Source organism: Agrobacterium sp. CG674, assembly GCF_053521645.1.
This window is the reverse complement of record NZ_JBNWDZ010000007.1, coordinates 236,171-262,420: the sequence shown is the minus strand read 5'-3', so window position 1 is coordinate 262,420 and position 26,250 is coordinate 236,171. Positions and strand designations below refer to the sequence as shown.

Sequence of the window (26,250 nt, the reverse complement as noted above, 5' to 3'; positions counted from 1 at the left end):
AGGGAAAAATTAATTTCCATTAAAATCTAAATAAGCAATAAAAATCAGTCAATTAGTCAGACCCTTCTCGCTTCCTGCGCTCAAAAGTAAATCTAATATGAAAAGATGCTGGACAATTGGTATTTTTTTGGCATTAAATTCGCCGGCAGGGAGTTTTTCAATGAGCGCTGGCGGAACTGAAGGTTTGCACGAAAAGGCGAAGGGCCTCGACACCATGGTGCCGGGTGACATTCTGTCGCTTTTGAGCGCGGGCCAGCAGGAGGCGGCGCAATCTGTCAACGCCGCTCATGATGCCATTGCGCGTGCATCGGCGCTTGCTGCAGATGCAATCGCTGCAGGGCGCAAACTGGTTTACGTCGGCGCGGGCAGTTCCGGCCTGATGGCGATGGCTGATGCGTTGGAATTGCCCGGCACTTACGGCATCGGGCGCGAACAGATTGCCATTCTGTTTGCCGGAGGTGCCAGCAATCTCTCCGATATGCCCGGCGCGCCTGAAGATGATGTCGAGCAGGCAAAGATCGACGCCGAGATTATCGGTGAAGGTGACTGTGTCGTTGCTATCACGGCAAGCGGATCGACGCCTTATGCCCTCGCTGTTGTGCAGGTTGCACAGGAAAGAGGCGCGAAAGTCGTAGCGATTGCCAATAATGTCGGCGCAAAAATCTTCGATATGTCGGATGTGTCGGTTCTTCTTAAAACACCCCCGGAATTTGTATCGGGTTCAACCCGGATGGGTGCGGGAACGGCGCAAAAAATTGCGCTCAACATGTTCTCGACATTGATGGCCATTCGCCTCGGCCATGTGCATGACGGCTATATGGTCAACCTGCGGGCGGACAACAAGAAACTCGTCGAGCGCGCTGCACGGATTGTATCCGGCGTGACCGGCGTAGAGATAAGCGAAGCTGGACGATTGGTGGAAAAGGCGTCCGGCTCTGTGAAGATCGCGATCCTGCTAGCAGCAGGCGCGAAGACGAAGAATTCAGCTGAGCATATGCTGGAAGAAAGCGGCCACAATGTGCGGCGCGCGCTTCAGCTGATCAGCGGATGAGACTGGCAAAAATCACAGTTGTTGAGCGCCTTGAGGGCGTTACATCAAGAGGGAGAACAAGATGACCCGCACTATCACCAAGGCACTGCTGGTGGGCGCAAGCCTGTTTGGCTATGCAGGCCTCGCATCTGCGCAGGACGTGACACTGACCATCGAAAGCTGGCGCAACGACGATCTAGCGATCTGGAAAGACAAGCTTATTCCAGCGTTTGAAGCCAAGAACCCCGGCATCAAGCTCTCGTTTCAGCCCATGGCGCCAACTGAGTACAATGCGGCACTGAATGCCAAGCTGGAATCCGGTTCCGCAGGTGATCTCATCACCTGCCGTCCGTTCGACGCCTCGCTTGAGCTTTTCAAGAAGGGCTATCTCGGCGACCTCACCAAGAATGCCGGCATGGAGAACTTCTCCGACGTGGCAAAGACCGCATGGTCAACGGATGATGGCGCACAGACATTCTGCGTGCCGATGGCCTCGGTTATCCATGGCTTTATCTACAACAAAGACGCTTTCGAGGCGTTGAAGATCGAAGTTCCGAAGACGCAGGCCGAGTTCTTCGCCGCGCTCGACAAGATCAAGGCTGATGGCACTTATGTTCCGATGGCGATGGGCACCAAGGATTTGTGGGAAGCCGCGACCATGGGTTACCAGAACATCGGTCCCAACTACTGGAAGGGCGAAGAAGGCCGTCTTGCGCTGATCAAGGGCGAGCAGAAGCTGACCGATGCTGATTGGGTCAAGCCATACGAAGTGCTTGCCAAGTGGAAGGATTATCTCGGCGACGGTTTCGAAGCGCAGACCTATCCTGACAGCCAGAACATGTTCACCCTGGGCCGCGCCGCCATTTACCCGGCCGGTTCTTGGGAAATCTCCGGCTTCAACGCGCAGGCACAATTCAAGATGGGCGCATTCCCACCACCCGTCGAGAAGGCAGGTGATACTTGCTACATCTCCGACCATACCGATATCGGCATGGGTATGAATGCAAAGTCGAAGCACCCTGCTGAAGCTGCAAAATTCCTGGAATGGGTTTCTTCGGCAGAATTTGCAGACCTTTACGCGAACGCCTTGCCTGGCTTCTTCAGCTTGAACAAGACAGCCGTGAAGATGGCTGACCCTGTCGCGCAGGAATTCGTATCCTGGCGCGAAAAGTGCAAGCCAACCATCCGCTCCACTTACCAGATCCTGTCACGCGGCACGCCTAACCTCGAAAACGAGACCTGGGTTGAATCCGCCAATGTGATCAATGGTACGGATACACCGGCTGTTGCTGCTCAAAAGCTGCAAAAGGGCCTCGACGGTTGGTATAAGCCTGCCAAGTAAGTCGATTGGTTCAGGGCGTGGCGGTTCAGAAACCGCCATGCTCTGGAACATCGTCTTGGTCGCATATTATAGCCAGATCATCGGTTGCGCGGGCATGGTTCCGGGTAACACGGCTTCCTTTTTCCAAGAGTTCGGACTGGTCCCATGAGCGCCGATATGATTTCAGACGATCAACGACCGATTAAGCGGCCCGTGCGCTGGCACATTGTCGTGTTCATGCTGCCGGCCTTTCTTGTCTACACCGCCGTTATGATCATTCCGCTTGGCAGCACGCTCTGGCTTTCCTTTTTCAATCAGGTGGATGGTCAGAGAATTTTCGTCGGCCTGCAGAATTTCAGAACGCTGTTCGGGGACGAGCGTTGGTCTGCCGATCTCTGGAATGCGCTCCTCAACAATACGATTTTCTTCATCATTCATATGCTGGTGCAAAACCCCATTGGCGTAGCGCTTGCAGCCTTGCTTTCGCTGCCGAAACTGCGGTTTTCGGCCTTTTATCGCACCGCAATCTTTTTGCCGACTTTGCTGTCATTCGTCATCGTCGGCTTCATCTGGAAGCTTATCCTGTCGCCTCTTTGGGGTGTCGCACCGACACTACTGGATCTCGTCTATCTCAAATCACTGTTTGCGCCGTGGCTTGGCAGGCCTGGATCAGCACTGATCGCGGTGTCGCTGATCTCTGTCTGGCAATATGTCGGAATTCCGATGATGCTGATCTACGCAGCTCTTTTGAACATTCCCGATGAGGTGATCGAGGCCGCAGAGATGGACGGCATTACGGGCTGGAGCCAGTTCTGGAAGATCAAGCTGCCGCTGATCCTGCCTTCCATCGGCATCATTTCCATTCTGACCTTCGTTGGCAATTTCAATGCCTTCGACCTGATCTACACCGTGCAGGGCGCTCTGGCCGGGCCGGATGGATCAACCGATATTCTGGGCACGTTGCTGTATCGCACCTTCTTCGGCTTTCAGCTCCAGCTGGGTGATCGCTCCATGGGCGCGACGATTGCCACCGTCATGTTCCTCATCATTCTTGCCGGTGTCAGCCTCTATCTCTTCGCCATTCAGCGCCGCATGCGCCGCTATCAGTTCTGAAGGGAAACAGCCATGTCGAAAGCACGCTCATCCCTGGCTCGCACGCTCGGTGCCCACGCAGTTCTCATTACCTATACAGCCATTGCGCTGTTTCCGGTGGTTCTGACCATCATCAACTCGTTCAAATCGCGAAATGCGATTTTCCGTAATCCGATGCATCCGCCGCTCCCTTCGACCTTCGATCTGGTGGGTTACACGACGGTACTCGGGCAGGGCGATTTCGTGCACTATATGCAGAATTCGTTGATCGTGACCGTCCTCTCGATTGCACTTGTGCTTTTGTTCGGTGCCATGGCCGCATTTGCGCTGTCGGAATATCGTTTCAGGGGCAATACGTTGCTGGGCCTCTACATGGCGCTGGGTATCATGATCCCCATCCGTTTGGGCACCATCGGCATTTTGCAGGGCATGGTAGCAACAGGACTGGTCAATACCCGAACCGCCCTTGTTCTGGTCTATACCGCGCAGGGCTTGCCGCTTGCCATTTTCATTCTGTCAGAATTCATGCGCACGGTTTCCGATGATCTCAAGAATGCTGGGCGCATCGATGGGCTGTCGGAATACAAGATTTTCTTCCGCCTCGTGCTGCCGCTCATTCGTCCGTCAATGGCAACCGTTGCCGTTTTCACCATGATCCCGATCTGGAACGATCTGTGGTTTCCGCTCATCCTCGCCCCAAGTGAGGCCACGAAAACCATAACGCTCGGTACGCAAATCTTCATCGGGCAGTTCGTGACCAACTGGAATGCTGTTCTCGCCGCGCTTTCGCTCGCAATCGCCCCGGTTCTTGTTCTTTACACGATTTTCTCGCGGCAATTGATCCGCGGCATTACAGCAGGAGCGGTCAAATGAACGTGCAACCTCTGAAGGTTCTGGTCGCCGGTCTTGGAAATATGGGCATGAGCCACGCACTGGCCTATGCTGCCAATCCGGGCTTCGAGATTGTCGGGCTCGTCAACCGCTCCGCGGTTACTTTGCCAGAACCACTGTCAGGCCATGAGATACTGTCATCCTTTGATGATGCGCTGGCGGAGCTGAAGCCGGATCTGTGCTCGATCAATACTTATTCGGACAGCCATGCCGCCTTTGCGATCAAGGCAATGGAAGCGGGCTGCCATGTGTTTGTGGAAAAGCCGCTGGCAACCACGGTAGCAGATGCAGAGCGCGTTGTCGCTTGCGCCCGCGCCAATGGCCGCAAGCTGGTTGTTGGTTACATTCTGCGCCATCACCCATCTTGGATGAAACTCATCTCGCTCGCGCGCGATCTTGGTGGTCCCTATGTGTTCCGCATGAACCTCAACCAGCAGTCTTCTGGTAAGACCTGGGCCACTCACAAGGCGTTGATGCAGACGACACCGCCCATCGTTGATTGCGGCGTGCATTATGTTGATGTGATGTGCCAGATCACGGACGCCAAACCGGTCTCGGTGCGCGGCATGGGCCTGCGCCTGTCCGACGAGATTGCGCCAGAGATGTATAATTACGGCCACTTGCAGGTCACGTTCGATGACGGATCGATTGGCTGGTATGAGGCGGGCTGGGGACCGATGATTTCGGAGACAGCTTTCTTTGTAAAGGACGTGATGTCACCCAAGGGCTGCGTGTCCATCGTGATGGACCCGAACGCAAAGTCTGACGACATCGACACCCACACGAAAACCTCGACAATCCGCCTTCACAAGGCAGCGACGGGCGCGGATGGCACTTTCGTTGAGCCAGACCAGTTTCTGCAGATGGAAGGGGAGCCGGGGCATCAAGAGCTTTGCGACCGCGAGCAAGCTTATGTGCTGAAGGCCATCCGCGAAGACATCGATCTGAACCGACACATGACCGACGCCGTTCAATCGCTGCGCATCTGCCTTGCTGCGGATGAGAGCGTGCGAACCGGCCGCATGGTCGACCTATGAGACTGGAGAGCATCCGTGGGTAATCTGACACTCAAATCCGTCACCAAATCCTTCGGTACCGTTGAGGTACTGAAAGGCATTGATCTGGAGGTCAAGGACGGCGAATTCGTCATCTTCGTTGGTCCATCGGGATGCGGCAAATCCACGCTGTTGCGCACCATTGCCGGGCTTGAAGATATCAGTTCTGGCCAGATCGTCATCGACGGTCGCGAAGTATCTGCCGTGCCACCAGCCAAACGTGGCATTGCCATGGTCTTCCAGTCTTACGCGCTGTATCCGCACCTGACGGTGAAAGACAATATGGGCCTGGGCTTGAAACAGGCGGGAACGCCGAAGGATGAAATCGAAACGCGGGTTGCGAATGCTACGAATTTGCTGTCGCTCGGGCCCTATCTCGAGCGGCGTCCGGCGGAGCTTTCTGGCGGGCAGCGCCAGCGTGTTGCCATTGGGCGTGCGATTGTGCGGGAACCCACGCTCTTTCTGTTCGATGAGCCCCTGTCCAATCTAGACGCTGCTTTGCGTGTTCAAACGCGGCTTGAAATTGCCCGCCTGCACCGACGCCTGAAGGCGACGATGATCTACGTGACCCACGATCAGGTCGAAGCCATGACACTGGCAGACAAGATCGTCGTTCTCAACGCCGGTCGGATCGAGCAGGTCGGCTCACCGATGGAGCTTTACAACCGTCCTGCCAATCTGTTCGTCGCGGGTTTCATCGGCTCTCCGCAGATGAATTTCATCGACGCTGATCGCCTCGGTGAAACCGGGTACAAGACGCTTGGTATCCGTCCGGAACATCTGGTCTTGTCACGCGAGAGTGGAACATGGTCCGGTAAGGTCGTGCATGTCGAGCATCTGGGTGCAGATACGATTGTCTATCTGGAAAGCGAAGCCATTGGTCTCCTCACGGTGCGCCTGTTTGGCGAACACGCCTATGCTCCAGATGATATCGTCCATGCCTCGCCCAGTGGCGGTGCCACCCATCGCTTTGGCGAAGACGGCAATATCGTCGCGTCCTGATCACCATTCCATAGTGAGGCCTCTGGTCCATGGCTGAGATTTTGCTTGAGGTCTGCGTCGATGACGTTGAGGGGCTCCACGCTGCCATCAAGGGTGGTGCGGACCGCATTGAGCTGTGCAGCGCACTTGCTGTGGGCGGGCTTACGCCATCGGTCGGGCTGATGAACCTGGCGGGTCGTTGCCCCATTCCGACCTATGCGATGATCCGACCGCGCGCCGGAGACTTCGTCTACTGCGAGGATGAACTGGCTGTGATGGAGGACGATATCCGATTTGCCGCGACATGCGGTATCTCCGGCATCGTCTTCGGCGCAAACCATGCCGATGGACGTCTGGACGAAGAGGTTTTGAAAAGGCTGTCGGATGTGGTCGACTCCATGCCGCGCACGCTTCACCGGGCCTTCGATCTCGTTCCTGATTTGGCGCAAGCGGTGGACATTGCCGTTGCCTGTGGATTCGAGCGCATCTTGACATCAGGCCGCGCGCCGTCAGTCATCGAAGGCTTGGCCGATTTGAAAGCCACTCTGGATATTGCCGGTGATCGCATCTCCATCATGCCCGGCGCTGGCGTCAATCTTCAAACCATCGATGCTCTGCTGGCTCACGTAACGATAAAGGAGGTGCACTCTTCGTGCTCTTCCAGCGTGGCTGTTGAAAAGCCCGATATCATGGCGTTCGGCTTTTCCGGCCATCATATCAAGCGCACAGACGTCGAGATAATCCGGGCGATGAAAGCCCGATTGGCGAATTGAACCAGTGATCCCCTGAAAACAAAAAGCCGCAGGCAAACCCGCGGCTTTTTCGTTTGGACTTCGGATGTGACCTATACGGCCTCTTCCATCTTGTAGTCAGTGTTTGCAGGCTCTGGCTTGTGCTGGATGAGCGGACGGTTGCCCGACATTTTGCGCACCAGCACATAGAAGACCGGCGTCATGAAAATGCCGAAGATCGTGACCCCGATCATGCCCGAGAACACCGCGATGCCCATGGCCGAGCGCATTTCAGCCCCTGCACCTGTGGAGATGACCAAGGGAACGACACCCATGATGAAGGCAAGGGATGTCATCAGGATCGGGCGCAGGCGAAGGCGACTTGCTTCGATGGCCGCTGCCACAGGCGTTCGGCCTTCAAACTCCAGTTCCCGGGCAAACTCCACGATCAGGATCGCGTTCTTTGCGGACAGACCCACAAGGACGATGAGGCCGATCTGGGTGAAGATGTTGTTGTCACCGCCTGTCAACCAGACGCCCGTCATGGCCGCCAGCACACCCATTGGCACGATCATGATGATCGCAAGCGGCAGTGTGAGGCTTTCATATTGCGCGGCCAGCACCAGATAGACCAGCAAAAGCGCCAGCGGGAAGACAAGGAAACCCGAATTTCCGGCAAGGATCTGCTGATAAGTCAAATCCGTCCACTCATAGGCGATGCCCGCTGGCAGCGTTTCGTTGGCGATGCGCTCTATGGCAGCCTGCGCCTCGCCCGATGAGAAGCCCGGAGCCGGACCGCCATTAATATCGGCAGCGAGAAACCCGTTGTAGCGTGTGGTGCGTTCCGGTCCCGTCGTGGCGTCAACTTTCAGGAGGGCCGAAAGTGGTATCATCTGACCGTTGGATGAGCGCACCTTCAACTGACCAATATCGTCTGCCTGCGCCCGGAACTTCGCATCTGCCTGCACCCGCACACTGTAGGTCCGGCCGAAGGCGTTGAAGTCATTGACGTAAAGAGAGCCGAGATAGATCTGCAACGTCTCAAAAACATCAGTCACGGATACGCCGAGCTGCTCAGCCTTTGCGCGATCCAAATCGGCGTAAAGCTGAGGCACGTTGATCTGGAAGCTGGAGAACAGACCTGCCAGTTCCGGTGTCTGATAGGCTTTCGCAAGGAAGGCCTTGGTCACTTCGTCAAGCTGTTGATATCCGAAGCCCGCGCGGTCCTCTATCTGAAGCTTGAAGCCGCCCGTGGTACCGAGACCGTTGACCGGCGGTGGCGGGAACATGGCGATGAAGGCATCCTGAACAGCGCCGAATTTCTGGTTGAGCGCCATGGCAATGGCACCGCCAGACAGTTCCGGTGTCGTACGCTCCTCGAACGGGCTCAAGGCCACAAAGACGACACCCGCATTGGAGCTGTTGGTAAAGCCGTTGATGGATAGGCCCGGAAACGCAATCGCGTGTTCGACGCCGGGCTGCTGCATGGCGATCTCGCTCATGCGTTTGATGACGTCTTCGGTGCGGTCAAGGCTTGCGGCATCGGGCAATTGCGCAAAGCCGATCAGATACTGCTTGTCCTGTGCGGGCACGAAACCGCCGGGCACCGCGTTAAACATGCCATAGGTGGCGCCCGCCAGCACGACATAGACGATCATCACGATGCTCTTGCGGTTCAACAACCCGCCGACGCTCTTGCCGTATCCATTCGATGCGGCGCCAAAGGCGCGGTTAAAGCCCCGGAAGAAGCCGCCAAAGACCTTGTCCATCCCACGCGTCAGCCAATCCTTTGGCGCGTCGTGATCCTTAAGAAGCAAGGCAGCCAATGCCGGAGACAGGGTCAATGAGTTGATGGCTGAGATGACCGTGGAAATCGCAATCGTCAGCGCGAACTGACGATAGAACTGGCCCGACAGGCCTGAGATGAAGGCAAGCGGTACGAAGACCGCGACGAGGACCAGCGCAATCGCGATGATTGGGCCGGAGACTTCTTTCATGGCGCGATAGGTCGCATCACGAGGCGACAAACCGTTCTCGATATTGCGTTCGACGTTTTCCACTACCACGATGGCATCATCCACGACGATACCGATGGCCAGCACAAGCCCGAAGAGGCTGAGCGCATTGATCGAGAAGCCGAAGACATACATGACCGCAAATGTACCGATAATGGATACGGGAACGGCAATCAGCGGGATGATCGAAGCGCGCCATGTCTGGAGGAACAGGATAACGACGATCACGACAAGTGCGATGGCTTCCAAGAGGGTATCGATGACCTTGTCGATGGAGGCCCGCACAAACTGGGTCGTGTCATAGACGATTTCGTATTTCACGCCGTTGGGCATCGCGGCCTGCAAATCCTGCATGGTTGCGGAAACCTGATCGGAAATGGTGATGGCGTTGGAGCCCGGAGCCTGAAAGACAGGAATGGCCACCGCCGATTCGCCATCCAGCAGTGAACGCAATGCATAATCGGCAGCGCCGAGTTCAACGCGAGCAACGTCACGAAGGCGGGTGATTTCGCCATTCGTGCCGCTTTTCACGATGATGTTGCCGAACTCTTCCGGTGTGGAAAGACGGCCCTGCGCGTTGACGTTAAGCTGAAGATCGACGCCCGTGAGACTTGGCGAAGCGCCGATGGTGCCTGCCGCAGCCTGCACGTTCTGTTCGCGAATGGCATTGCTGATATCGCTGGCAGCCAGATTGTGTTCAGCTGCCTTTTGCGGATCGATCCAGACGCGCATGGAATAATCGCCAGCGCCGAAAATCTGCACCTGTCCCACGCCTTCAATGCGCGCCAGACGGTCCTTGATGTTGAGGACAGCATAGTTGCGCAGATAGGTGAGGTCGTACTGATTTCCGGGCGAGACCAGATGCACGACCATCATCAAGTCTGGCGAGCTTTTGACGGTGGAAACGCCAAGGCTTCTGACTTCGGCGGGCAAGCGCGGTTCTGCCTGCGAGACACGGTTCTGCACCAGCTGCTGCGCCTTGTCTGGGTCCGTTCCGAGCTTGAACGTCACCGTCAGTGTCATGACGCCGTCAGACGTCGCCTGACTGGACATGTAAAGCATGTCCTCGACGCCATTGATCTGCTCTTCCAGCGGTGTTGCAACCGTTTCAGCAATGACTTTCGGGTTTGCGCCGGGATAGGTGGCGCGAACGACGATGGAAGGTGGGACGACTTCTGGATACTCTGAAATCGGTAGCGCGCGCATGCCAATGAGGCCGGCCACGACGATAAGGACCGATAGCACGCCAGCGAAAACCGGCCGGTCTACGAAGAATCTGGAGATGTTCATGATTTAGCCCTCTCCGGGTGAAAATCTGGACGCAGAGGACCCGTCCGGTGGCGATGGCCACCGGCAGATCTTCGTGTCCTGTTCTGATCAATGGGACGGCAGACCCCTTGGGAGCAGGCCCGCCGGATTTTTTATTGCGAGGCCGCAACCTTGTCTTCGGTCTGAGGCGCTACGACAGCGCCGGGGCGGATGCGCTGCAAACCGTTGACGACGATCTTGTCTCCGGCGGCGAGACCGCTTTCAACGACCCGCATGCCATCCGCAGATGGGCCGGGCTTGATCTGCCTGTAGTTCACCTTGTTCTCGCCATCCACGACGAAGACATATTTCTTGTCCTGATCCGTGCCGATGGCGCGATCGCTGATCACGATGCGGTTTTCGGACTTAGGCTCACCCATGCGAACCCGTACGAACTGGCCTGGGATAAGACGCCCATCCGCATTGGCGAAGACGGCGCGAACACCAATTGTGCCGCTTGCGCTATCCACCTGATTGTCGATCAGATGGAGGGTGCCCTTGATCGGTGTGCCCTCATCCGCCAGCGTGCCGACTTCGACAGGAATTTGCTCCAGAGCCTGAAGTGCGCCATCCGATACAGGCAATTGCGACAAGGCTTTTGAGACCATTTCTTCGCTGGCGTTGAAGCCAGCATAGATTGGATCAACGGAGACAAGCGTGGTGAGTGCCGGCGACGTGGAGCCAGCGGCCACAAGGTTGCCAACGGTAATTTCGAGCTTGCCGACACGACCCGACACAGGAGCGCGCAGCTGCGTATAATCAAGGTCCAGTTGCGCTGTTGTCAGTGCCGCCTTTGCGGCTCTTGCTTGTGCCTCTGCGTCAGCAACATTGCTCAGCCGTTGGTCGAGATCACTTTGCGAGATTGTGCGGTTCTCAGACATCCGACGACCACGCTCAAGTTCGGTTCTTGCGAGGCTGACCTTGGCTTCGGCGGAGGCAACCTGAGCTTCCGCACCGGCAACTGTTGCCTGGTAAGGCGCGGGATCGATTGTGAACAGGAGATCACCTGCCTTTACCAATGCCCCTTCACGAAAATGAACCGCCTGGATCTGCCCTGCGACACGAGAGCGGATCTGGACACGCTCAACAGCCTCCAGCCGTCCGGAAAATTGCTGCCAGTTCGTTACATCGCGGCTTTCGACCACCGACACAGTGACAGGAATTGCAGGCGTTTCAGCTAGTGCAGATGCAGCTCTGGCGTCGGTTTTCATGGGAAGGTCGAAAAAAAATGCCGCCGCTGCAACGGACACGGCAAGGCCTAAGCCAGCACCCGCAAGGGCACGGCGCTTGTTCTTGAGCGTCATGGGATACTCCTTGGCTTCTTCAGAAGCCGATCAGTGATTGTGGGTCTGACTATTATTTCTTAAGGTCTTGAATAAAATCCGAAAATTCGGTGCAAACAGCAGGCAGCCACTTGCCACCTTGCCCGCGATAAAGTCCCGTCCAGCCATCGCCAGAAGGGAAAACATGTTGCCGAACCGGCACCCCTGCCGCTATCAGGCGACTGGCGTAGTTGACGGTCTCATCGTGCAGAGGATCATCCTGCGCGGTAAAAATCAGCGCCGGTGCGACACGGTCGAGCCGCGTGCACTGGCACGGTGCGGCATAAGGGTGCACAGAGCCACACGCCTTTGCCAGATAACGGCTCCATCCCTCGGCCCACCTCTGGCGCATGCCAATCTTGTCGGCGTCGCGAAAAGAGATGGATGCCATAAACGGGTCGATCATCGGTGACAGCAAAATCTGCCCTGCGACCTTTCCCGGCATCCGATCCCGCGCCTTCAGCGCCAAACCGGCAGCAACGTTGCCTCCGGCCTCTTCACCGGCCACAAACAGCAGCGACTTTGCACCGCCATATTGCTTTCGGGCGCTGCTCAGGCAATCCAGAGCCTCAAAAGCACAATCGATCACCGCCGGAAATTCATTGCCCGACAGCGTGGTATAGTCGGCCTCGATGACAACGGCACCTTGGTCTGCCAATGCTCTCGCGACCGGCAGTTCAAGTTGCTGGCAGCCCTGTTCCTGAAACGAGCCGCCGCCGAGATAAAGCACCAGCGGCGGAGAGCGGCTCTCGCTTTCGCCCCTGTAGATACGCACGGAAAGAGGTGGCTGCTTTGAGCCGCTGCCTTCCATAGTATGCCACTGCGTGTTCATCTCTTGCCCTCGGCAGGTTGTTCGAAAGAACCGCTCTTGCCGTCACTTCCAAAACCGATATTATTGTTCGGAAGAAAATGCGCAAGTACGAAAAAATGGAAACACTATTCCAAAAATACGGATAATAGAGATTGAGAGGCGCTATGGATCAGCTTTCGGCAATGCGTGTCTTTGCGCGCGTGGTAGAAACAGGCAATTTTACTCGCGCCGCTGCCGCTTTGAACATGCCGAAGACGACTGTCACGAACATGGTGCAGGGTCTGGAGGCGCATCTGCAAACCACCCTTCTGAACCGCACCACGCGCAGGGTTATGGTCACGACCGATGGCGCCCTCTACTACGAACGGGCAATCCAGATCATATCTGAAGTAGACGAACTGGACGCGAGCCTTTCGAGCGCCAATGTTCAGCCCTCGGGCCGGTTGCGCGTGGAGATGGCAGGTGCATTCGCTGACAACATAATCATACCGAACCTATGTGACTTCCATGAACGATATCCTCTCATCCGGCTCGATCTCGGCGTCGGTGACAGACTGGTGGATTACATTGCCGAAAACGTGGATTGTGCGTTGCGCGTGGGAACGCCCCGCGACCAGTCGCTCATTGCCCGCAAAGTGTCTGAACTGGATTTGGTGACGTGTGCAGCCCCACGCTACATCGAAAAATTCGGTGTGCCGTTGCAACCGGAAGATCTGGAAGGTGATCACTTCAGTGTTGGCTACCTGAATGCTACCTCCGGGCACGTCATGAATTTTGCCTTCGACAACGGTACACGCTCAGTCGAGGTCAATCCTCGTTACATCATCGCAGCGAATGACAGCCGGACCTATCAGAATGCTGTTTTGGCGGGCTTGGGTGTTGGGCAACTTGCGCCCTTCACTATTCGCGAAGAACTGACAAAGGGAAGCCTTGTGCGTATTTTGCCCGATTGGAACCATGAGCCCATGCCGATCTACATTGTCTACCCGCAGACGCGGCACGTGACCAATAAAGTTCGCGTCTTCGTAGACTGGGTCGCAAAGTTGCTCAACAGAAGCACGTTGGGAGCATTTTAGGTTCAAGCGGCCTATGCCGATGATCCATCAGGTATAAGTCAGGCATGCGTGGAACGTTGCCTCGCCCATATCGTTTGCTGCACACACTAACAGGAGACAGATATGACCAGTTCAGACACAGATATCGGCAAAGTCTGGGAACTCGCTGACAAAATCGGGTTTTGCATGCTGACCACCCAGACCGGCACCGATTTGCGTGCCCGCCCCATGTCGGCCTATTCCGAACAGCTTGAGAACGCCTTCTATTTTCTCACAGATGTCGCAAGCCACAAGGATGAAGAAATTTCCCGCGCTCCCAATGTCTGCCTCGCATTTGCGGATTCCAAAGGCCAGAAATATGTTTCGATCTCCGGCGTCGCAGAGGTGCAGAATGACCGTGAGAAAATCAAGGAATTGTGGGCCACGCCCGCAAAGGCCTGGTGGGATAGTGCGGAAGATCCATCCATTCGGATTTTGAAAGTGACACCATCCTTCGCAGAATATTGGGACAGCCCAGGCACTGTCATCAGCTACATCAAGATGGCGGCAGCTGCCGTTAGCAACACCCGTCCCGACATGGGTGAAAACGCAAAGGTCGAGATGTAGGAATTTCACTAAACCTCCGATTTTCAATAACTTTAGCATTCTGGTTGGCGCTGGCTCGCGCCAACCTCTCGCTTCCGGTCGGGTTTGCACACTCCTACATGAGACGGACTGCCCCCAGAAAGCTGTCGGATGGTTCATAACAACGCTACCTTAGGTAGTTATTTATTATAAAATCAGCATGGACAGGTTAGCGACTGACGTTCCTCGCAATCAATCTCCGGCCCCAAAGCCTTTCCCCTGCAATTTTGATGGGCCTGACGGAGATAACCCAGTCTGTCATTTTTTAAGTAAGTTTGGATGCATTCCTCCCCAGACTTAGCATTTAAATCAATGAGTAAGAATATAATGCTATTTCATAACTACTTCTATGCTGGATGGGACCGGCACGGTCGTGCGTTTATTCGGGGGGGATTTTAATTGCGCGGATATTTTCTTATTTTTCTTTCAGATTACTTCACGTTTTTGGCGAGTTTGCCGCTAGCAGCCGTTGTGGTGCTGGGGGCTATCGTCACATTGGATACATACCGGGCGTACCAGAAGCTCTTGGATGCTTCGGTGCTTGAAAGTCTCGCTGCCAATGGCGGTCGGCTGATGATTAATCTACCCGTAGAAAGTGCATCGTCTGCTGAGCAGCGCTCCCAGGCGCGTAAGAATACGGATGACGCCTACAACGCAGTTGTCCAGAGCTACGATAAAGTGGTCGCAGAAGGATATGCGGATCCTCTGCTTCTTCAGATCAAGCGTAACGTTGATGAACGATATGCCAAGCTTGCCGAATTTCGAACGAAAGTAGACACAGGAACTGCCGAACCATTGGCCAGTCTGGCATATATGCAGCCGCTGTCTTCAGCATCGATTCGTCTGGCAAGCCGTGCCGGTAACCTTATGGAAGACCGCGACCTTTTGCATGGTGTGACCGGCTACAATGCGTTTTCGCAATACAACGAAGGTTACCTTGTGTTGAACCGTCTCGGTATACAGTATGCGAAAAATGGAACACTTTCGCTTGATGAGTACGCGCGGGTCCACGCAGCTACCACTCAAATTCGCATCTTTAATCAAGGCGTCCAGGAATTTGTCGCCCCTGATGTTGCGGCTCGTCTCGATGCCTTCATGCAGTCCCCTTCAGGACTTATGATCCAAAAAGCCATAGACGGGATGTCGAAGAACACTACCTTCACTCCAGTGCCAGTTGACCTGGAAAACTGGACAAAGGCGATGGTTGAGCGTCGCGATCTTGTCAAGGACCTACTGCTCGCGACCTCCAAAAACGTTAGGACAACTGTCACGTCGAAGCTCGACAAGGCCTATCAATCTCTTCTTGTGTCCCTGTCTATCCTCGCAGCATTCATCATCGTTGCGATCAGTCTGTCGGTAGCGACCGCACGGGGGCTCTCAAGCGCGATCCGCCGCGTTAGTTCTCGCATGTCTGATCTTGCCGCTGGCAACACACAGGATCACATTCCATTTGCTGACCGCAAAGACGAAATTGGGGATATTGCACGCTCTGTTGAAATTTTCAGGGATGCCGCAATTCGCAATCAGTCGCTTGAAGCCGAAGCTGAAGATAGTCGTCGGCGGTCTGAAGGGGAACGTTTGAACCTTCAGCGGCAGGCAGAAGCCGATGCCGAAGCACGCCTCAACCAGGCAACCGCATCGCTTGCTACCAGCCTTCGTCGTCTTGCTGACGGTGATATGCATTGTGAGGTCCGTGAAGCGCTTGCGCCTCAGTTCGAAACACTGCGCGAAGACTTCAACGCGTCCGTTCGCCAGCTTCGTGACGCTCTGCTCAGCGTCAATAATTCTGCCGCGACGGTAGCCGGCGGCTCGAAAGAGATTTCGGACGCATCCGACGATTTGGCGAAGCGCACAGAACAGCAGGCTGCTTCGCTGGAACAGACCGCGGCGGCTCTGGAAGAGATCACCTCTAACGTGGTCGCCACAACAAGCCGCACATCAGAAGCTCGCGATGTTGTCCGCAACGCTCGCTCTCGTGCAGATGAATCAGGCTTGGTTGTGCGTAACGCCGTTGCGGCCATGGAACGTATTGAAACGTCGTCGCAGCAGATTGGTCAGATCATCGGTGTCATTGATGAGATTGCCTTCCAGACAAACCTGTTGGCTCTGAATGCGGGCGTTGAAGCTGCCCGAGCAGGTGAGGCAGGCAAGGGTTTTGCTGTTGTTGCTCAGGAAGTTCGTGAATTGGCGCAGCGGTCTGCGAAAGCGGCCAAGGAAATCAAGACGCTAGTGTCAAATTCAGCTGTCGCGGTTTCGGAAGGCGTGAAGCTTGTTAGCGAGACGGGTGAGGGGCTCATGGCCATCAAGGACCTCGTCCAGACCGTGACGGCCCACATGGATGCTATTGCAACGGCCGCTCAAGAGCAGTCGCTGGGTCTTGCCGAAGTGAATACAGCCGTCAACCACATGGACCAGGCCACGCAACAAAACGCTGCGATGGTGGAAGAGATGAATGCTGCTGGTGCCGCGTTGGCGCAGGAAAGTGGTTCGCTGAGCGAGCTACTCTCCCAGTTCAAGCTCGGAACAACATCCAAGATGAGCTCATCGGCTGGCCGAATGGAGCGTCAGGCTGTTCAATACAGGCGAAGTGCATAATTGCCAGGCGGCTAAAGCTTTGGCTTTCTTCCTCCGTTTGTTCGCAAGGACAAATGGGGGGCGCCATGCCAGCACGGCGAACCGCCAGACTGTCATGACGGTGTGCAATCCATAAAAAAGCGGCGGTCTGCTTGGTGCAGACCGCCGCTTTTCAATTCCGGCAGCTACTCAATCCAAAGGAACAACCTGTTCTGAAACACGTTCAGGCTGGCAGCAAACGTTACGATTAAAGTACGCTAACGTTCTCAGCCTTCGACTTGCCCGTCTTGCGGTCCTGGCCGACTTCAAAGCTGACCTTGTCGCCTTCTCTCAGCGATCCACCGCGCTGCAAGGAAGACACGTGAACGAATACGTCCGTGCCGCCATCTTCCGGCGTGATAAAACCAAAGCCCTTGTCGTCGTTAAAAAATTTTACAGTGCCAGTTGGCATGACAGTTCCTTTCGAGTTCCTGAAGCGATTGCCTTCGCTGCGGACTTTTATAATGCAATTGCTCATCAATCAACTGCCATAGCGGAGATGCAAAAGCTACCGCGAATTCATATCGATGTGGAATGTTCTATGATTTTTTGCGTCGCATCGCCGGTGCTGCCTGGGTCGAGGCGTCACAATGTCCCGCCAAGTTCATCATCGATATGCGCACGGATGATTTCGTCGAAGGATTTCTCTGCTGTAAAACCCAGCCCCTTGGCGCGTGTTGCCTCAAATCCTGGTGCCCAACCGGCGACCATTTTCATGATCATGTCATCCGGTTCGCGGCGGATCAGGCCAACAGCACTTTCTCCTGCAACCCGTCGCAGCGCTTCAATCTGTTCACCCACAGTGGCGCTCAGCCCCGGCATGGAAAGCGCGCGTCGCGGGCCGACCTTATCGAGGTCAATCGTTGCGCCATGCAAGAGAAAACCGACCGCGGAACGTGGCGATGTGTGCCAATGGCGCACATCGTCCGAAACAGGGAGTATGGCTTCGCGCCCGATCAGAGGCTCTCGCAATATGTTGGAAAAGAAGCCGGATGCGGCTTTGTTGGGCGTGCCAGGGCGAATGCAGATTGTTGGCAGGCGAATGGCGATGCCGTCAAAAAAGCCGCGACGGCTGTAATCAGACAGGAGGAGTTCGCAGATTGCCTTCTGGGTGCCATAACTCGTCAGCGGCGTCGTGTGGTAATCGTCTGAAATCGGGTAGGGCAGGGGTGCGCCGAACACTGCGATGGAAGAGGTAAAGACGACGCGAGGCCTGTAGCCATCCACGCCATGGGCAAGGCGAATTGCATCGAAGAGATAGCGCGTGCCATCCAGATTGATGCGATAGCCCTTGTCGAAATCAAGCTCTGCTTCGCCAGACACAATGGCCGCCAGATGAAAAATCACATCGGGGCGCGTTACTACGAGCTTTTCGGCCTCTCCCACCGTGGACAAATCCGTTTCCCACGCGTCGACAACGCCATCATAACCAGCGGGACCTTCTGGCGCGATGACATCGACCAATGTCATTTTGGAGACCTGATCTCCGCCCATATCTCCTTCGCTTGCCAATTTGGCCGCGAGCTTGCGGCCTACCATGCCAGCCGCGCCTATGATCAGAACATGCATTTCGTTTCCTCCTCCACACATATGCTCTACGCCCAACGGCATTCACAATGCAGCCGAACATTTCTATTGTAAGGTTGTCTGATAACCATATATTGCTGTTTTGAAAACAGCGATTTGGCCATATCCATTGAAAATGGCCCCCATGCGTCAATTAACGACGCGGGACGTCGTAACCGCAATCGAAAGGCAGGACCATGAGCGCAGATGTCGGGAATTCAGTCGCGCATCGCCAAGCCTCTTTGTCTGCGGCATTGGGCCACGATGTGGTGCTCGTTGATCCAGAGGAAATGTTGCGGTTCTGCCGGGACTGGCATGGAGATGTGACAAGCGGTGCGATCGCTGTTCTGCGCCCGCGCTCGACGCAAGACATCTGTGCGGCGGTCAAGCTATGCCGTGAATTGGGAATTTCCATTGTTCCGCAGGGCGGCAACACGGGTCTCGTCCTCGGCGGGATTCCCGATCAGCCGGACGCGCAGGTTATTCTGAGCCTCGAGCGCATGAACTCGGTGCGCAGAATTGATGCCGACGATTTTTCCGCCGTGGTAGAAGCAGGCTGTGTACTTTCGGAGTTAAAAGATCGAATTGCCGAAAAGGGCATGTTCTTTCCTTTGGCGCTTGGCGCACAAGGCTCTTGTCGCATTGGTGGCAATGTTGCGACGAATGCTGGCGGTATCAACGTGCTTCGCTATGGCATGACCCGTGAACTGGTTCTGGGGCTGGAGGTCGTGCTGCCGGATGGCACCATCTTTAACTGTCTTTCGACCCTGCGCAAAGACAATCGCGGCATTGATCTCAAGCAGCTTTTCATCGGCTCTGAGGGCACTCTTGGCATTATTACCGCCGTTTCACTCAAGCTGACGCCTTTACCCGACCAGATTGCAACGGCTTTGCTGGGGTTGAATTCCCTTGAGGATGTCATGACCCTTTATCGCCGTGCACGGCGAGAATGCTGTGATCTCATGTCGGCATTCGAATTTATGCCACCGCTGGCATTCACTTTGGCCAAGGAAGCGATACCTGACCTGCCGATGCCAATGGCGGCTGATTATCCGGCCTATGTGCTGATGGAAATTTCCGGCTCGGGGTTGATTGATATCTCCGATTTGATGCAGCGCTTTCTGGCTGGTGTCATGGAAGACGGTCTGGTCGTTGACGGCGTCATCGCAGCGTCGGAGGCTCAGACCCGAAACCTCTGGAAAATACGAGAGGGAATGAACGAGGGGCAGGCCAAACGTGGTCAGCACATGCGCACAGACATTTCTGTTCCCCTTTCCCGTCTCGCCGAGTTCGTGAAGGAAGCCGAAAAAGCCGTGAGTGAGGCGCTCCCAACATGCTTGAACGTGTCTTACGGCCATGTCGGTGATGGCAATGTTCATCTGAACGTCCTGCCGCCGCAAGGCTCCTCCAAAGAGGAGGCTGCTGCGATGATTTATCAGGCCAAGACAGTCGTGAATGTTGTCGTAGACCGCTTCAGCGGCAGCATCAGCGCCGAACACGGCATTGGTCGTCTGAAGCGTGCAGACTTCGAGGAGCGCTTGGAGCCTGCGCATCGCAACTTGCTGGCGGCGTTGAAGCGGGCCATCGATCCATCCATGCTGATGAATCCCGGATGCCAATTGAATTTTCCGGACAGATCATAGAATAATCCGGCACCATGAAAGGTGGGCAGAGTGAATGGTGGCGGATTTTGGCCAGATAAAGCGTAATGAGCATCTCCCGGCGCGCATAGCGGGACATATTGGCAAGGAAATTGCCGACGGTCGAATCATGCCTGGAGAAAAACTGCCGACGGAACACATCCTGGCCAAAACCTTTGGTGTGAGCCGTTCCGTTGTGCGTGAGGCAATTGCAGAGTTGCGCAATGAGGGGCTGGTCGAAACGCGGCAGGGCATCGGCGCTTTTGTGACTGAAGCGAAAACACGCGGCTCCATTCGGATCGAGCATGCGGCTCTTCATGACCGCGAAAGCTTCCGTAGCCTTTTCCAGCTTCGTATTCCGCTGGAAATTGAGGCGGCAGGGCTCGCCGCGATCCACCGTGACGCTGATGATCTGGCGCAACTAGACAAGGCGCTGGTCCTTATGACCGGTGCCGCGAAATGGACGGAAGAGGGAATTGTTGCGGATCTTGCCTTTCACAGGGCATTGGCTGCGGCCACCCACAATGAATATTTTCCGCTTTTTATCGGCTTCATCGCTGAGCGGATCAGTCTGACCATTAACGCCGCCCGGGCCACAGCCGTTCTTGAGGAGATTGTGGAAATCACAATTGCCGAGCACGTGGCCATCAGGGATGCTGTCGCAACGCGTGATCCCGTCAAATCGCGTGCCGCGATGCGCCGCCATCTGATTGGTGCGGCCGAGCGCCTCGATCTCACCCTCGAGGTTTACTGAAGCTGCTGCCATGTGGGCAACAATCATTTGCATCGCCTTGCTGCTTCTTACCTGCTGGACATGATGCAAAAGTCATACTAGAGAACGTTTAGGAGTATTGTCAGACATCCTGACAAGAAGGCAAGCACGTGCTGGAGGGCATGGCTTGCTTGGAAATGGGAGGAGCACCTGTGAAAAGCGATCGTGTACTACGCGCAGAGTCCATTTTGCCGGATGATGCTACCAGCGCTCTTCTTGTCGGCCGCGTTTGGTCTAATGCCAGCGGTGGCCCATGCCCGGTTCTCATATCGAACGAACGTGTGCTTGATCTGACCAATATTGCCGCGACAATGACGGGCCTGCTTGAGAAGGCTGATATCGTTGCCCACTTGCGCCAAGCGCGTGATCTGCCGGACCTTGGCGATCTCCAGAGTTTCCTGTCGAAAGAAGCAGGTTACCTCCTAGCGCCCATCGATCTTCAAGCCATAAAGGCCGCCGGTGTGACCTTTGCCGATAGCATGCTGGAGCGGGTCATCGAAGAGCAGGCGAAGGGCGATCCGCGCCGCGCTCAGGATATTCGCGCCAAGCTCGCGCCGGTTCTCGGCGATAGTCTTCGTGGCCTTGTTGCCGGTTCCGAACAGGCCGCAGCGGTAAAGGCCTTGTTGCAGGATATGGGCCTCTGGTCGCAATACCTTGAGGTCGGGATTGGCCCTGACGCTGAGATCTTTACCAAGTCCCAGCCTATGTCATCTGTTGGCTGTGGGGATCTTGTCGGCATTCATCCCATCTCGCAATGGAATAATCCCGAGCCCGAGGTCGTTCTAGTGCTGCGGTCGGATGGCACCATTCTTGGCGCCACCCTCGGCAATGACGTCAACCTGCGGGATGTCGAGGGGCGGTCGGCTCTGCTGCTGGGTAAGGCGAAAGACAATAATGCTTCCTGCTCTATCGGCCCTTTCATCAGGCTGTTTGACGAGGGCTTCACGATGGAAGACCTGCGTCGGGTTCGGGTTGGGCTGAAGGTGCAGGGTGATGATGGGTTCGAGATGACAGGCGAAAGCCCGATGGAAGCCATTAGTCGCTCGCCAGAAAGCCTTGCGGCGCAGTTGCGCAACCGCAACCACCAATATCCCGATGGCGCGGTCCTGTTTCTCGGTACGATGTTCGCGCCCGTCAAGGATCGTAGGGGCGCGGGGCAGGGGTTTACGCACGAAGTCGGAGACCGGGTGGAAATCTCCACCGCCAGGCTTGGGCGGCTCGTGAACTGGGTTGAACGCACCGACGCGTGCCCGGAATGGACTTTTGGCGTTCGCTCGCTCATTCGCAATCTGGCAGAGCGCGGCCTTCTGGAGAAGGTGTGACCTATGCAAAGAGCCATTGATCTCTTCTTTCGTTTCCTTGAACTCCTGCTGATCCTGCTGCTGTCCGGCATGGCGATCATGGTGTTTGTCAATGTCGTCATGCGGTACGGCTTCAACTCCGGCCTCAACGTATCAGAAGAAATGTCTCGGTATTTCTTCGTCTGGCTTACCTTCATAGGTGCAGTCGTGGCCTTCAGAGAGCATGGCCATCTCGGCATCGAGACGCTCGTCATGTTCTTGTCCCGCCGGGGACGCATCATCTGCATGTCCCTTGCCAACGTCGTCATCATTGCCTGTTCCGGCATATTTTTCTGGGGAACGTGGAAGCAGTTCCCGATCAATGCCAGCATGTCTGCTCCCGTAACCGGCATGTCGATGATCTGGGTCTATGGCGTCGGTCTCTTCACTGGCGCCGGAATGGTACTGATCGCCTGCGAGCGGTTGTTCCGATTGCTGACAGGGCGCGTGACGGACGAGGAGATTGCTGTCTTCGCCGGTGAAAATCTGACGATTGAGCAGCTGGCGGAGCGTACCTGATGACCCTTCTTGTCTTCATCGCATCGCTTTTGGGCGCCATGGTTATTGGCGTGCCCGTTGCCTTTGCATTGATGTTCTGCGGCGTCATGCTCATGTGGTTTATGGGCATGTTCAATACGCAAATCATCGCGCAGAACATGATTGCGGGTGCCGACACCTTCACGCTGCTGGCGATTCCCTTTTTCATTCTGGCCGGTGAATTGATGAATTCCGGCGGCTTGTCGCGCCGCATCATCGATTTTGCCATTGCCTGTGTCGGGCATATTCGTGGTGGCCTCGGTATCGTTGCCATTCTGGCCGCGATCATCATGGCGAGTATTTCGGGTTCCGCTGCAGCCGACACCGCCGCTCTTGCCGCTATTCTGCTGCCAATGATGGCAAAGGCTGGCTACAACGTGCCGCGCGCTGGTGGCTTGATTGCTGCCGGTGGCATCATCGCACCCGTCATTCCTCCGTCGATGGCGTTCATCGTCTTCGGCGTCTCTGCAAACGTTTCCATTACGCAGCTTTTCATGGCCGGTATTGTCCCCGGTTTGCTGATGGCGCTCGCGCTCGTCGTCGCATGGTTGATCGTCGTGCGCAAAGACAAGGTTGAGCCTCTGCCAAAGGCGCCGATGTCGGAGCGTTTGACGGCAACGGGACGTGCGGCCTGGGCGCTGGGTATGCCTGTCATCATTCTCGGTGGCATCAAAGCTGGTGTGGTCACTCCGACTGAGGCAGCCGTGATCGCCGCTGCCTATGCGATGTTTGTTGGCATGGTCATCTACCGCGAATTGAAACCGCGAGATTTGGCTGGTGTCATTCTACGGGCTGCCAAGACCACCTCGGTCATCATGTTTCTGGTTTGTGCAGCGCTGGTTTCGGCATGGCTCATAACGGCTGCCAATATACCGGCGGAGATTGCTGGCTATATCGAGCCATTGATTGACCGGCCGATGTTGTTGATGTTCGTTATCATGGCGCTTGTGCTGGTTGTCGGCACTGCTCTTGATCTGACGCCAACCATCCTCATCCTGACACCGGTTCTGATGCCGATCATCAAACAGGCCGGCATCGATCCCGTCTATTTCGGTGTCATGTTCATCATGAACAATTGTATTGGTCTCATCACGCCGCCGGTTGGCGTGGTGTTGAATGTCGTCAGCGGCGTTGGCAAGATCCCGCTGGGCAAGGTGACGATCGGCGTTTGGCCGTTCTTGCTCGCCCAGACGATTGTTCTGTTCCTGCTGGTCATATTCCCTGACATCGTGCTCGTGCCTGCCCGCTGGCTGCGCTAGCGCTTCGCAATCTACACGTCGTTTTCAATCAATCCTGGGAGGATAAAATGAGAAAACTGCTTCTAGCCACCACAGCAATTGCCTTCAGCATGGTGTCGGCATTGCCGGCCTTTGCCGAATACAACGCTCGCAATATCCGTATTTCCAACGGCATCAATGCCGATCACCCCGTAGGTGATGGCATCAAGGCCATGCAGGCCTGCCTCGACGGAAAGTCAGGCGGCAAGCTGAAGATTACAGCATTCTGGGGCGGTGCCCTTGGTGGTGACTTGCAGGCCACGCAAGCCCTGCGCTCCGGCGTTCAGGAAGGAGTTGTTACATCCTCATCGCCGCTCGTTGGCATCATTCCTGAGCTTGGTGTTTTCGATTTGCCATTCCTGTTTGCCACACCGCAGGAAGCCTACACCGTGCTTGACGGCAAGTTCGGCGACATGATGAACGAGAAGCTGGCGGCAGCGGGACTGGTTAATCTTGCCTATTGGGAAAACGGTTTCCGCAACCTCTCGAACTCCGTCAGACCCGTGACCAAGTGGGAAGACTTTTCCGGGATGAAGGTTCGCGTCATGCAGAACAACATTTTCCTGGATACCTTCAAGAATTTGGGTGCGAACCCAACGCCGATGGCATTTGGCGAAGTCTTCTCGGCTCTGGAAACCAACGCGATCGATGCGCAGGAAAATCCTTATGTGACGATCGACACTTCGAAGTTCTTCGAAGTTCAGAAGTACATCACCGAGACCAATCACGCCTATACGCCGTTCCTGCTGCTCTTCTCGAAGGCGATTTTCGATACCTACACGCCAGAAGAACAGGCAGCTCTTCGCGAGTGCGCCGTGGTCGGACGTGATAAGGAGCGGATGGTCATTCAGGAGCTGAACAAGAAATCCCTCGAAAAGATCAAGGAAGCCGGATTGAAGGTGAATACGCTGTCACCGGAAGAGCAGGCCCGCATTCGCGAAAAGTCGATGGTCGTCTACCAGAAGCACAAGGACCAAATCGGTGCTGGTGTGGTTGATTCCATCGTTGCGGAACTTGCGGAAATCCGGAAGTAACAATTGATATCGAGCGCGAGAGAAGGGGCCTGGGTCGCTGACCCAGCCCCTTTTCTATTGGCGATATGGCCGTCACTGGCGTGCTATTTTTCCCGCCAACCGGAATGGGCTTGAGACGACGGCACCCGCTGCATCAAACACGAAAGCGCCGATGTTTGTGCCATTTGTTTGCATCCGTTTTTCCGCTGCGGCGAGATCTCCCGAAAACTGAGCGAGCGCTGCATAGCGATCGTGGCCCAATCCGTCGGATGACTTCAGGGAGGAAATGTCGATAACGGTCAGGCGCTCTGCTTTTGCCGTTTGTTGGATCAGCGGGTCATTGATGTCGAGCATACCAACCCGTGGCCGTTCGCCGCTGACGAAGCTGGAAATTTTCAAGGCGCTATCGCTGTTTGATACCAACAGCGTGACGGGTGTGGGGATGTGGCCGATATCCCTGAGTTGCGATTTGAACACGTCGGCATCAATATCGGGAGCTGCCAGAACGATTTGAAGTTTCCCAAGAACATTATCTTGTCCCTGAAGTCTTAATTGTCTTGCGACCTCCATGGAAAGGAAGCCGCCCATGCTGTGGCCAAACAGGATGACGCGCTTGACCTTGGGCGCCTTCGCCAATGCTTGGAGGAGAGAGTCGAGTTGCGAGCGAGAATATAGGACGGCGTCCCGGTCTGCTACATAGCCTGTCACGCTGGCGGCAGATGGCCAGGAGAACATGATTGGCGAGCCAATGGCAGTGGCATCAGCAGCCATCTGCGCCGTTCGGTACAGCGCTTCCTGATAGGAGTAATTGTAGCCATGCACAAAGACTGAAACTGTGCCGTCAAATCTGGCTAAATGCGTTGCATCCTTCACGAGGGAATCCAGCGTCAGCTTCTCCCGCTTTGTTACGATATATTGCTGCTTCGGGTCGGGCTTTGCAGAGGGATATGCAATCGAAATGTCCTTTCTGTCGGGTGGGACTGAAAAAACAAAACGATCATATTGAACGCCGCTCCCCCATCTGTTGCCAAACGTGTTGTCCTTTGGCTCGAAAACGCGATTCGTAACAGCAAGTACATCAACTGTTTGCGCGGGGGTGGTGCGCAGGGCGACGGGTTTGAGAACCTCGGTGCCCGGGCGGGAAACGCAGCCGGACAATGCCAAGGCAAGAGCGGATAGGATGAGAATGCGGCGTGGGAGTTCGCCCATGCAGAAGTGAAGAATCGTCACGCTCAATATCGCCTTGCTGAATGGAT

22 protein-coding genes are annotated in these 26,250 nt (G+C 55.6%); 16 read left to right on the top strand and 6 right to left on the bottom strand.

Annotated features, from left to right (window positions below; all coding sequences use genetic code 11):
- The first annotated feature begins 160 nt into the window (after window positions 1–160).
- The 7 genes from ACQZ51_RS18925 to ACQZ51_RS18895 all read left to right on the top strand — a co-directional run bounded on the left by ACQZ51_RS18925 (window position 161) and on the right by ACQZ51_RS18895 (window position 7,143).
- Window positions 161–1,051, top strand: coding sequence for an N-acetylmuramic acid 6-phosphate etherase (locus tag ACQZ51_RS18925; protein WP_448779561.1), 891 nt, complete (start codon window positions 161–163; stop codon window positions 1,049–1,051).
- A gap of 61 nt (window positions 1,052–1,112) precedes the next feature.
- Entirely contained in the window at window positions 1,113–2,372 is a 1,260-nt protein-coding gene (locus ACQZ51_RS18920) for an ABC transporter substrate-binding protein (RefSeq protein WP_448779560.1), read from the top strand.
- A gap of 144 nt (window positions 2,373–2,516) precedes the next feature.
- Complete coding sequence (locus tag ACQZ51_RS18915; protein ID WP_448779558.1) at window positions 2,517–3,464, top strand: carbohydrate ABC transporter permease; 948 nt, start codon at window positions 2,517–2,519, stop codon at window positions 3,462–3,464.
- A gap of 12 nt (window positions 3,465–3,476) precedes the next feature.
- A complete protein-coding gene (locus ACQZ51_RS18910; protein WP_042617119.1) occupies window positions 3,477–4,316 on the top strand; it encodes a carbohydrate ABC transporter permease in 840 nt (279 codons plus the stop codon).
- Window positions 4,313–5,371, top strand: a complete 1,059-nt coding sequence (locus tag ACQZ51_RS18905) for a Gfo/Idh/MocA family protein (RefSeq protein WP_448779556.1) — start codon at window positions 4,313–4,315, stop codon at window positions 5,369–5,371. The genes ACQZ51_RS18910 and ACQZ51_RS18905 overlap by 4 nt, the downstream gene beginning before the upstream one ends.
- 15 nt (window positions 5,372–5,386) lie before the next feature.
- Complete coding sequence (locus tag ACQZ51_RS18900) at window positions 5,387–6,391, top strand: ABC transporter ATP-binding protein (RefSeq protein WP_448779554.1); 1,005 nt, start codon at window positions 5,387–5,389, stop codon at window positions 6,389–6,391.
- Window positions 6,392–6,420: 29 nt separating this feature from the next.
- Window positions 6,421–7,143, top strand: a complete 723-nt coding sequence (locus tag ACQZ51_RS18895) for a copper homeostasis protein CutC (protein ID WP_448779553.1) — start codon at window positions 6,421–6,423, stop codon at window positions 7,141–7,143.
- A 71-nt stretch (window positions 7,144–7,214) separates the two neighbouring features.
- On the opposite strand, the gene ACQZ51_RS18890 is transcribed toward ACQZ51_RS18895, so the two are convergent.
- The 3 genes from ACQZ51_RS18890 to ACQZ51_RS18880 all read right to left on the bottom strand — a co-directional run bounded on the left by ACQZ51_RS18890 (window position 7,215) and on the right by ACQZ51_RS18880 (window position 12,578).
- A complete protein-coding gene (locus ACQZ51_RS18890) occupies window positions 7,215–10,406 on the bottom strand; it encodes an efflux RND transporter permease subunit (RefSeq protein WP_448779551.1) in 3,192 nt (1,063 codons plus the stop codon).
- Between the two features lie 131 nt (window positions 10,407–10,537).
- Complete coding sequence (locus tag ACQZ51_RS18885) at window positions 10,538–11,728, bottom strand: efflux RND transporter periplasmic adaptor subunit (protein WP_448779549.1); 1,191 nt, start codon at window positions 11,726–11,728, stop codon at window positions 10,538–10,540.
- A gap of 52 nt (window positions 11,729–11,780) precedes the next feature.
- The gene (locus tag ACQZ51_RS18880; protein WP_448779547.1) at window positions 11,781–12,578 is read right to left on the bottom strand and encodes an alpha/beta hydrolase fold domain-containing protein; all 798 of its coding nucleotides are present in this window, start codon (window positions 12,576–12,578) and stop codon (window positions 11,781–11,783) included.
- 143 nt (window positions 12,579–12,721) lie between these two features.
- Here ACQZ51_RS18880 and ACQZ51_RS18875 point away from each other — a divergent pair, with 143 nt between their 5' ends.
- From ACQZ51_RS18875 to ACQZ51_RS18865, 3 genes are all read left to right on the top strand, one after another.
- The gene (locus ACQZ51_RS18875; protein ID WP_448779546.1) at window positions 12,722–13,633 is read left to right on the top strand and encodes a LysR family transcriptional regulator; all 912 of its coding nucleotides are present in this window, start codon (window positions 12,722–12,724) and stop codon (window positions 13,631–13,633) included.
- A gap of 102 nt (window positions 13,634–13,735) precedes the next feature.
- The gene (locus tag ACQZ51_RS18870) at window positions 13,736–14,218 is read left to right on the top strand and encodes a pyridoxamine 5'-phosphate oxidase family protein (protein ID WP_042617112.1); all 483 of its coding nucleotides are present in this window, start codon (window positions 13,736–13,738) and stop codon (window positions 14,216–14,218) included.
- Window positions 14,219–14,773: 555 nt separating this feature from the next.
- Window positions 14,774–16,831, top strand: a complete 2,058-nt coding sequence (locus ACQZ51_RS18865) for a methyl-accepting chemotaxis protein (protein ID WP_448779544.1) — start codon at window positions 14,774–14,776, stop codon at window positions 16,829–16,831.
- 226 nt (window positions 16,832–17,057) lie between these two features.
- Here the strand turns inward: ACQZ51_RS18865 and ACQZ51_RS18860 are convergent, their stop codons facing one another.
- Both ACQZ51_RS18860 and denD read right to left on the bottom strand, forming a co-directional pair.
- Entirely contained in the window at window positions 17,058–17,261 is a 204-nt protein-coding gene (locus ACQZ51_RS18860) for a cold-shock protein (protein WP_042617110.1), read from the bottom strand.
- Between the two features lie 173 nt (window positions 17,262–17,434).
- A complete protein-coding gene (gene denD / locus ACQZ51_RS18855) occupies window positions 17,435–18,418 on the bottom strand; it encodes a D-erythronate dehydrogenase (RefSeq protein ID WP_448779542.1) in 984 nt (327 codons plus the stop codon).
- Between the two features lie 194 nt (window positions 18,419–18,612).
- Here denD and ACQZ51_RS18850 point away from each other — a divergent pair, with 194 nt between their 5' ends.
- The 6 genes from ACQZ51_RS18850 to ACQZ51_RS18825 all read left to right on the top strand — a co-directional run bounded on the left by ACQZ51_RS18850 (window position 18,613) and on the right by ACQZ51_RS18825 (window position 25,015).
- Window positions 18,613–20,058 (top strand): FAD-binding oxidoreductase, encoded by a 1,446-nt coding sequence (locus ACQZ51_RS18850; RefSeq protein WP_448779540.1) that lies wholly within the window; start codon window positions 18,613–18,615, stop codon window positions 20,056–20,058.
- Between the two features lie 34 nt (window positions 20,059–20,092).
- A complete protein-coding gene (locus ACQZ51_RS18845) occupies window positions 20,093–20,809 on the top strand; it encodes a FadR/GntR family transcriptional regulator (RefSeq protein ID WP_448779538.1) in 717 nt (238 codons plus the stop codon).
- A 155-nt stretch (window positions 20,810–20,964) separates the two neighbouring features.
- Complete coding sequence (locus tag ACQZ51_RS18840; protein WP_448779629.1) at window positions 20,965–22,149, top strand: fumarylacetoacetate hydrolase family protein; 1,185 nt, start codon at window positions 20,965–20,967, stop codon at window positions 22,147–22,149.
- A 3-nt stretch (window positions 22,150–22,152) separates the two neighbouring features.
- The gene (locus ACQZ51_RS18835; protein ID WP_243258295.1) at window positions 22,153–22,686 is read left to right on the top strand and encodes a TRAP transporter small permease; all 534 of its coding nucleotides are present in this window, start codon (window positions 22,153–22,155) and stop codon (window positions 22,684–22,686) included.
- On the top strand, window positions 22,686–23,963 hold the full coding sequence (locus tag ACQZ51_RS18830) for a TRAP transporter large permease (protein WP_448779535.1): 1,278 nt from the start codon (window positions 22,686–22,688) through the stop codon (window positions 23,961–23,963). The genes ACQZ51_RS18835 and ACQZ51_RS18830 overlap by 1 nt, the downstream gene beginning before the upstream one ends.
- 47 nt (window positions 23,964–24,010) lie before the next feature.
- Window positions 24,011–25,015, top strand: coding sequence for a TRAP transporter substrate-binding protein (locus ACQZ51_RS18825; RefSeq protein WP_042617103.1), 1,005 nt, complete (start codon window positions 24,011–24,013; stop codon window positions 25,013–25,015).
- A gap of 72 nt (window positions 25,016–25,087) precedes the next feature.
- Here ACQZ51_RS18825 and ACQZ51_RS18820 read toward each other — a convergent pair whose 3' ends face one another.
- Window positions 25,088–26,224: an alpha/beta hydrolase gene (locus ACQZ51_RS18820; RefSeq protein WP_448779533.1), complete on the bottom strand. Its 1,137-nt coding sequence runs from the start codon at window positions 26,222–26,224 to the stop codon at window positions 25,088–25,090.
- Between the last annotated feature and the right edge of the window lie 26 nt (window positions 26,225–26,250).